Origin of the sequence: Flavonifractor sp. An112 (assembly GCF_904377885.1) — a bacterium.
GTDB classification, from domain to species: Bacteria; Bacillota; Clostridia; order Oscillospirales; family Oscillospiraceae; genus Flavonifractor; species Flavonifractor avicola.
The window spans coordinates 1-6,204 of record NZ_CAJFGT010000114.1; the positions used below are offsets into that span (position 1 = coordinate 1).

Here is a 6,204-nt window from a genome sequence, read left to right on the forward strand (position 1 = left end):
ACCAGGTCCTCCTCAGTCACGGTGGGCCAGCTGTTGAGGATCTCCCGCTCTTGTTCGGTGTATTTCATCCCGTCCGCCCCCTCAGAAGAAGTCGGACAGATCCAGCAGGATGCCATTCCGGTCCGGCTCTGTCTGTGCCGGCTCCAGCTGGATAGTCATGGAGAAGCTGACCTTTGCCCCGTCGAAATAGAAGGACACCGCCCGACGATAGGCCTCAAGATCGGAAATGGAGCCACCCACCCCTTTGGCTACCGAGGCCATGCAGTCCTTGAAGGTGCCGCCCTGAGCCACCGCCTGGGCAAATTCCTCATTCTGCCGGCAGAACTCCAGAAGCGCATCCCGGACAGCAGACTTCATGGCACCCTCTTTTTGCCCGGTTACCTTGCCGTATTCCTCCTTCAGGCGGTCCTCAGCCTGTTCATACCAGGTATTCATTCCGCGCACCTCCCAATGGCATCGGCCAGGGCTTTCAGGGCCTTTTCCATGCCTTGGGCGGCGGTCTGATCCTCCCGCCCCCGGGCCTTCAGCAGCAAGCCGTGGAGCTTGTTGGCCAGCTCCTGCCCCTGGTTGAAGAGCACCTCGAACTGGGCCAGCTCCTTGTCCCCTGCTATGGTAGCTTGCTTGTCCGACTTATCCCGCTCATCCAGGGACCGCTTCAGGATCTCCACAGAGGCCTCAGCCTGCTTCTGTTTGTCCATGGCCTTGGCCGCCGCCTCCTTTGCCTTATCCAGTTTCTCCTGCATCTCGGCGATGGCGTCGGCCCGGGCCTTGTCAATGGCAGCCTGATCAACCACGGTCTCCACTGCCACGTCCACCGGTTTGGCCTTCAGGTCAGCAAGTTCAGCCTCCCTTCAGGTCAGCAAGTTCAGCCTCCAGGCGGGCCACATTCTCCATGGCCTGCTCCCGGTCCTCACGGACCCCAGCCAGACGGGCATTGAGCAGCCTCATATCCTCCGCCATCTTATCCCGGGCCTGCTCGGCCGTGCGCTGGTCTGCTGCGGCCTGTTCGGCGGCGGCTTTGGCCTCGTCCCGCTCTTTGATGGCCTGCTCCAGCTGGCGGGTAGTCATATCAATCACATTATGGTCCGCTACAAATTTCTCCCGTTCATCCGGAGGTAATGCCAACAGCTTCAACGCCTTGGTAGCCCCCAAATCCGCAATCGCTTGCGGATTTGAGAACTCCCTTGCCAATCGCATAAAATTCTGTGCTGTTTTCTCGGAATATCCCACTTTCTCAGCCAACCACGGAAGCCACTCTCCGTGGGACAACATATCTTTAGCTTCGATGAGGCACTTTCCAATGGTGAGAACAGCCTCCCCGCCTTTCCGCTGTGCCTCCAAAATATCGCCAGTAATGACCTCGATGGTCCTGCCTTCCGTAGGCGGGGCCATGGTCTGGGCGATGAGCCGCCCCAGATCAGGCTTGCCCATACTGGATCCCCTCCTTTGCCGCCAGTTCCACCACCCAGGCCCGGTAATCCCGGGCCGCCGAACAGAAGGGGCTCCACTGCTGCACCGCCATCCGGGCCCAGCTGGACTCGGGCACCTTGTCGGTGCGGCGGATCACCGTGTCATACACCGGCACCATACCCTCCTCCCGGAGGTAGGCCACCGAGTCCTCCACTACCGGGGAGCGGTGCCACTGGTTTACCAGAACACCGGACACCCGCAGCGCCGGGTGAAGGGAGCGCAGGCTGGCAATCTGGTCCACCAAGTCCCCCACGCCGGTGGCCGAACAGGCATCGGACAGCACCGGGATGATAATGGCGTCGCTGGCAAGAATGGCGGACACACAGGCGGCGGACAGGTTGGGCGGGCAGTCGATGACCATCACGTCATAGGCCCCGTCCTCCTCCAAAGCCTCCCGCATATCCCGCAGCGCCCTATAGCTCCGGCCCCGATCACCACCGGCGGCCTCCAGATCCAGGGCCCAAAGGTCCTCTGCCGCCGGCAGCACATCCAGGCCGGGCACGTCGGTCTGCTCCACCAACTCGTCGTAGCAGATACTCAGCCCCCGCAGCAGGGCGCCCAGACCGGCATACTCACCGGGGGGCAGCAGGATCTGAGTGGCGTTTGCCTGCCCATCAGCATCCACCAACAGCACCCGCAGCCGGCAGCTGGTTGCCAGCACATAGGCCAGATTGACGGCGGTGGTGGTCTTCCCCACCCCGCCCTTTCGATTCACGATTGCAAAAGTCTTCATGCACGAACACTCCTATCTTTCGTTGATCGGGAAACACTCCCGGATAATTTCACTTCCTACGGAAGCCTCGGCCATATAATACCGCCGGGCCGGATGGATGTAGACGATCCTGCCGGTCACTGAGCGCAGCTTTCGCATTTTGTTGGCCCGCTCGCCGCTGAGTTCATGCTCAAAGGCCGACGGGGTCCAGGTGATCTTCTCGCCTATCCTCATGCTGCTCCTCCTCCAGAGCCTGGACTGCCAGGGTCAGCGCCTGGGCCACCTGCAGGTGATCCACCGGGAAGCTGCTGGCCCGTGCCAGGGCCTCCCGGCGCAGGATCTCCAGCCGCAGCAGCTGGGCCGCTCTGGCATTGTCCATGCTGGTCTCCTTTCTCTGCAAATGGATCGTCCGGATCCTCCAGGATCTCTGTGAACTGTACCTGCCTGTACTCGGGCTCCCGCCGTTTCCTGGGGGCTGGAGCATCCACCACCGACTCATACAGCCGCTGATGGGCGCCATCAAAGGCCAGATAGATCTTGCCGGTCTCGCCCTCCTTGTTCTTGGCGATATGCAGGATCCGCCGGCTATGCGGGGTGTCCTCCTCCTTGTAGAGCAGCATGGCCACGTCAGCATCCTGCTCGATCTGCCCGGACTCCCGCAGGGAGGCCAGTGTGGGGGCCTTCACCCCGTCCCCGCCCTTCTCTGGCCGGGACAGCTGGGACAGGGCCACCACTGTGATGCCGGTGCTCTGGGACAGCTGATGCAGCCCGATGCTGATTCCAGCCACCTCTTCGGTTCGGCTGCGCCGCTTGTCCCCCTGGATGAGCTGTAAGTAGTCGATGAAAATGGCGTCATACCCCCGGCTGAGGGCAGAGGCGCGGATCTCGTCCACCGTCATGCCGCTGGCAGGTACCCATTCTAAGGCGGGCTGGATGAGCCGCTTGGAGGCCATCGCCAGGGCCTTGTAATCCTCCTCGGTCAACTCCGAGCGCTTGATCCTGCCGAAGTCCAGCCTCATGTTGTAGGCGATGAGGCGGTCCTCCAGCTTGGCCTCGCCGGTCTCCAGGGAGTAAAAGCCCACCTTCCGGCCCAGCCTGGCCCAGTGCCAGGCGAACTGGATGGCCAGCAGGGTCTTGCCGGCGGAGGCGTAGCCCCCCAGCACCACCATGTCGCCCCGGTCCACAAAGAGCCGGTCGTTGAGCTTGTCCAGCCCCCAGGTGAGATACTCCTTTCTGGTCTTGTGCCTGTCGTAGAAGTCCAGCAGAGCTTGCTCCATAGTCACATACCGCAACCCCGGCTTGTCCACCATCAGGGCATTGCCCTCTGAGAGATGCCGCTCGGCGTCCTCCAGGCTGCCCGCCTGGGCTAGCCGCTCCCCCAGCAGACGCAGATAATACAGCCTGGCCTGCTCCTTGAGGATAGGCACATACTCCCAGACGTTGGCCGCCGTCGGAGTGCGATCCATCAGGTCAATGATGTACTCCCGCCAGGGCTGCTGCTCCACATGACCCAGGCGGTGGAGTACCGCCACAGGATCTGGCTCTTTGCCTTCCACAAAGAGAGCGCGGATCGCTTGGAAGGTCATACGGTGGGTGGGGGTCACAAAGTCCTTGTCCTGGACCTCGGCCAGTATCTCTCCTACCACACTCGGCTTAATCAGCATGGAGCCTAAAACTGCCTGCTGGGCGGCCTCCATGTCCTGGATCACCATACCGGCACACCGTCCCTCTCAACCACCCGCTGGGGCGGCGGCTGATGCTGCGTCTGCACAATCTTCCGCTTCTCTGTCCACCGGCGATCCCGCAGCCAGCGGAAGGCGTAGGGGATGCCCCGGCCTTCCCGCCAGTCCTCGCAGTCCAGGTGCCGCTTAAGCCCCACGGCGATGTCGTGGAGCAGCGCCTCCTCAGATCCATACCGCTTCACCAGGGCCTGGTCCTCCGGCAGCTTGTCCCACTGCTCCACCGCCGGGTATGCTCGCCAAAAGCCCTCGAACCGCTCCGGGTGCCATGTGGGCGCCGACTTGGGCCTTCGCTTTTTCCGCTGGGGCTTGTCCCCCGGTGGGGGACTATGGGGGTTTATTAAGTCTTTATTTGATATATCTTTATTTAATTGCGTCGGATTTTCCGACGACGGTTTTTCCAACGTCGGTTCAGCCGACGTCGGTTTTCCCGACAATGGTGCGTCTTCCTCCATTGTCGGGTTTTCCGACAATGGTGCCGCCACATCCCGGATGTCGTAGATCACACCGGCAAACTTACCGTCTTCCCCGTGGGAGCGGGTGCGCCTCAGATAGCCCGCCGTCTCCATCTCTCCCAGGGCTGAGCGGATGGCATCCCGCCCGCAGCCGGCCACCGTAGCCAGCCCGGCCACACTGTAGTCCCAGTCCTCCGGCAGGGACAGAATGATGGCAAACAGCCCCTTGGTCTTGAGGGATAGCCCGGTATCCCGCAGGATGCCGTTGGGCAGCACGGTGTACCCAATGCTTCGCTGAACACGGATCACATCAGCCATTTTTCATCCCCTCCCCTTGTAAAATCCGGCCATTTGTGGTATCATAATAGTGGTTTTCATGCACGAAACCGCTTGGCCTCTCTGTCTGCGCCCACAGACAGGGGGGCCTTTTGCCTAATCATGAGACGCACCCCGCTCTCTCTGCTCCCGGATGGCGCGTCCATCCCGGATAAATCCCAGGATCATCCGCAGCACATCATCCGGCAGAGTATGGGTCTCAAGGTATGTACTCAGATCCTCACAGATGGACCCATCTGCCATGATATTGGTTACCTTGACCTTGCTCATATCGACCATTGCGCGCCACCTCCTTTTTCCATTTATGCTGTCTCCGGGTTGTCCTATGAGGACTCCCGGGCGCACCGCAGCTCCAGCGCGGCCTCCACGATCTCCTGCAGGTCCTCCAGGATGGCGTCAAACTCCGGCCGCTCCTGGGTGTCGATGACGTTGTCTTCCGCAATCCGCAGTAGTCGCCGGTCGGCATGAGACTCGGCAAAGCGGAAGATCCGGTTGGTCAGCTTGGCGCTGGCCTCCAGCACAGACCTGGGCCGGATCTCCGGCACCACGCTGCTGTACAGGGCGTTGGTCTCCCGCAGGTGCTGGTAGGCCAGGTGCTGGGCGTTGTACAGGATCACCATCAGCTCCACTACCTCATTGGGAGGTACCCGCTGGCCGCTTTCATAAGCACGTACACTTTCCACAGATATTCCCAGCCGCTCCGCTGCCGCTTCCTGGGTTAGTCCGGCTGCCTTTCGGCAGGTTTTGTAGATATTCCGGTAGTCTCCCGGCATGGTTATCTCCTCCTCTTTAGGGTAAAATGGTTATAAGATCAGCTGGCCTCCCGCTCTTCCGATCTGGCCCGGCCATAGAGGGCGTCAAATGGCGATATCTTGCTCCCCACCACTGTCCGTGGTAAAATGTGGGCGGTAGAAGGGAGGTGAATTCCATGTCTGGTATAACAGAGCAGTTTACTGAAATCGAACTCAGCTTTTTAATGCTGTCACTAGATGAATTTGAAACTCGCATCAACGAATTAAGAAATCATGTAACCCGTCCGGATACCCTAGACAATATAGAATTAAATCTAGGCTTCATAGCGGATACACGAAGGAAACTGCATAACAAAGAACACGACTTCACTTTGAATGAGGCAAAAGTCATATACTCTGCGGTATATGACAGGCGTGATTTCATCAACGAATCGCTTGATGAAGGCTTCGATAGTGAGGATGATCACTCAGACGCATTGTCCATGTTGAGAATTGCAAATTCTGTGCTCCGGAAACTGAAAGTTGCATTTTCTTCCCTCGGAATTGACATTGATGCTTTCTTGGAAACTGGATCCACTTGCTGAATTCTCAAAATTTCGAGACAACAGTTGTTCCAGCCGTTCGTAGTAATCACCGCTACGAACGGCTACTTTTACCTCCCTCATTAGCTCACCTACTTTCTCAACTTGCGGCATCATTTCCACACTTAGATATCCCCCGTCCATAGAGGGCGTCGATGG

10 protein-coding genes are annotated in these 6,204 nt (G+C 59.5%); 1 reads left to right on the forward strand and 9 read right to left on the reverse strand.

Annotated features, from left to right (window positions below; genetic code table 11):
• Window positions 1-81: 81 nt before the first annotated feature.
• The 9 genes from IHN22_RS12350 to IHN22_RS12390 form a co-directional block, all read right to left on the reverse strand.
• Window positions 82-435 carry a hypothetical protein gene (locus IHN22_RS12350; RefSeq protein ID WP_191435664.1) on the reverse strand — a complete coding sequence of 118 codons (354 nt, stop codon included), beginning with the start codon at window positions 433-435 and terminating at the stop codon, window positions 82-84.
• A complete protein-coding gene (locus IHN22_RS12355) occupies window positions 432-815 on the reverse strand; it encodes a hypothetical protein (RefSeq protein WP_191435665.1) in 384 nt (127 codons plus the stop codon). Before IHN22_RS12355 ends, IHN22_RS12350 begins: the two co-directional genes overlap by 4 nt.
• Before the next feature lie 25 nt (window positions 816-840).
• The gene (locus IHN22_RS12360) at window positions 841-1,431 is read right to left on the reverse strand and encodes a DUF3102 domain-containing protein (protein ID WP_191435666.1); all 591 of its coding nucleotides are present in this window, start codon (window positions 1,429-1,431) and stop codon (window positions 841-843) included.
• Complete coding sequence (locus IHN22_RS12365; protein WP_191435667.1) at window positions 1,418-2,203, reverse strand: ParA family protein; 786 nt, start codon at window positions 2,201-2,203, stop codon at window positions 1,418-1,420. The genes IHN22_RS12360 and IHN22_RS12365 overlap by 14 nt, the downstream gene beginning before the upstream one ends.
• A 12-nt stretch (window positions 2,204-2,215) precedes the next feature.
• Window positions 2,216-2,416, reverse strand: coding sequence for a hypothetical protein (locus tag IHN22_RS12370; RefSeq protein WP_087266718.1), 201 nt, complete (start codon window positions 2,414-2,416; stop codon window positions 2,216-2,218).
• Window positions 2,413-3,894, reverse strand: coding sequence for a replicative DNA helicase (locus tag IHN22_RS12375; RefSeq protein WP_191435668.1), 1,482 nt, complete (start codon window positions 3,892-3,894; stop codon window positions 2,413-2,415). The genes IHN22_RS12370 and IHN22_RS12375 overlap by 4 nt, the downstream gene beginning before the upstream one ends.
• Window positions 3,888-4,694, reverse strand: coding sequence for a helix-turn-helix domain-containing protein (locus tag IHN22_RS12380; RefSeq protein WP_191435669.1), 807 nt, complete (start codon window positions 4,692-4,694; stop codon window positions 3,888-3,890). Before IHN22_RS12380 ends, IHN22_RS12375 begins: the two co-directional genes overlap by 7 nt.
• Window positions 4,695-4,808: 114 nt before the next feature.
• Entirely contained in the window at window positions 4,809-4,991 is a 183-nt protein-coding gene (locus tag IHN22_RS12385) for a BOW99_gp33 family protein (protein ID WP_087187499.1), read from the reverse strand.
• A gap of 44 nt (window positions 4,992-5,035) precedes the next feature.
• Window positions 5,036-5,485, reverse strand: a complete 450-nt coding sequence (locus IHN22_RS12390; RefSeq protein ID WP_191435670.1) for a helix-turn-helix domain-containing protein — start codon at window positions 5,483-5,485, stop codon at window positions 5,036-5,038.
• 155 nt (window positions 5,486-5,640) lie between these two features.
• On the opposite strand from IHN22_RS12390, the gene IHN22_RS12395 reads away from it, so the two are divergent.
• Window positions 5,641-6,048 carry a hypothetical protein gene (locus IHN22_RS12395; RefSeq protein ID WP_191435671.1) on the forward strand — a complete coding sequence of 136 codons (408 nt, stop codon included), beginning with the start codon at window positions 5,641-5,643 and terminating at the stop codon, window positions 6,046-6,048.
• The last annotated feature ends 156 nt before the right edge of the window (window positions 6,049-6,204 follow it).

What these genes read in the sequence shown, in the direction of transcription:
- IHN22_RS12350 (WP_191435664.1), bottom strand. Translation starts at nt 435, where the DNA reads ATGAATACCTGGTATGAACAGGCTGAGGACCGCCTGAAGGAGGAATAC.
- IHN22_RS12375 (WP_191435668.1), bottom strand. Translation starts at nt 3,894, where the DNA reads ATGGTGATCCAGGACATGGAGGCCGCCCAGCAGGCAGTTTTAGGCTCC.
- IHN22_RS12395 (WP_191435671.1), top strand. Translation starts at nt 5,641, where the DNA reads ATGTCTGGTATAACAGAGCAGTTTACTGAAATCGAACTCAGCTTTTTA.
- IHN22_RS12385 (WP_087187499.1), bottom strand. Translation starts at nt 4,991, where the DNA reads ATGGTCGATATGAGCAAGGTCAAGGTAACCAATATCATGGCAGATGGG.
- IHN22_RS12390 (WP_191435670.1), bottom strand. Translation starts at nt 5,485, where the DNA reads ATGCCGGGAGACTACCGGAATATCTACAAAACCTGCCGAAAGGCAGCC.
- IHN22_RS12365 (WP_191435667.1), bottom strand. Translation starts at nt 2,203, where the DNA reads ATGAAGACTTTTGCAATCGTGAATCGAAAGGGCGGGGTGGGGAAGACC.
- IHN22_RS12370 (WP_087266718.1), bottom strand. Translation starts at nt 2,416, where the DNA reads ATGAGGATAGGCGAGAAGATCACCTGGACCCCGTCGGCCTTTGAGCAT.
- IHN22_RS12360 (WP_191435666.1), bottom strand. Translation starts at nt 1,431, where the DNA reads ATGGGCAAGCCTGATCTGGGGCGGCTCATCGCCCAGACCATGGCCCCG.
- IHN22_RS12380 (WP_191435669.1), bottom strand. Translation starts at nt 4,694, where the DNA reads ATGGCTGATGTGATCCGTGTTCAGCGAAGCATTGGGTACACCGTGCTG.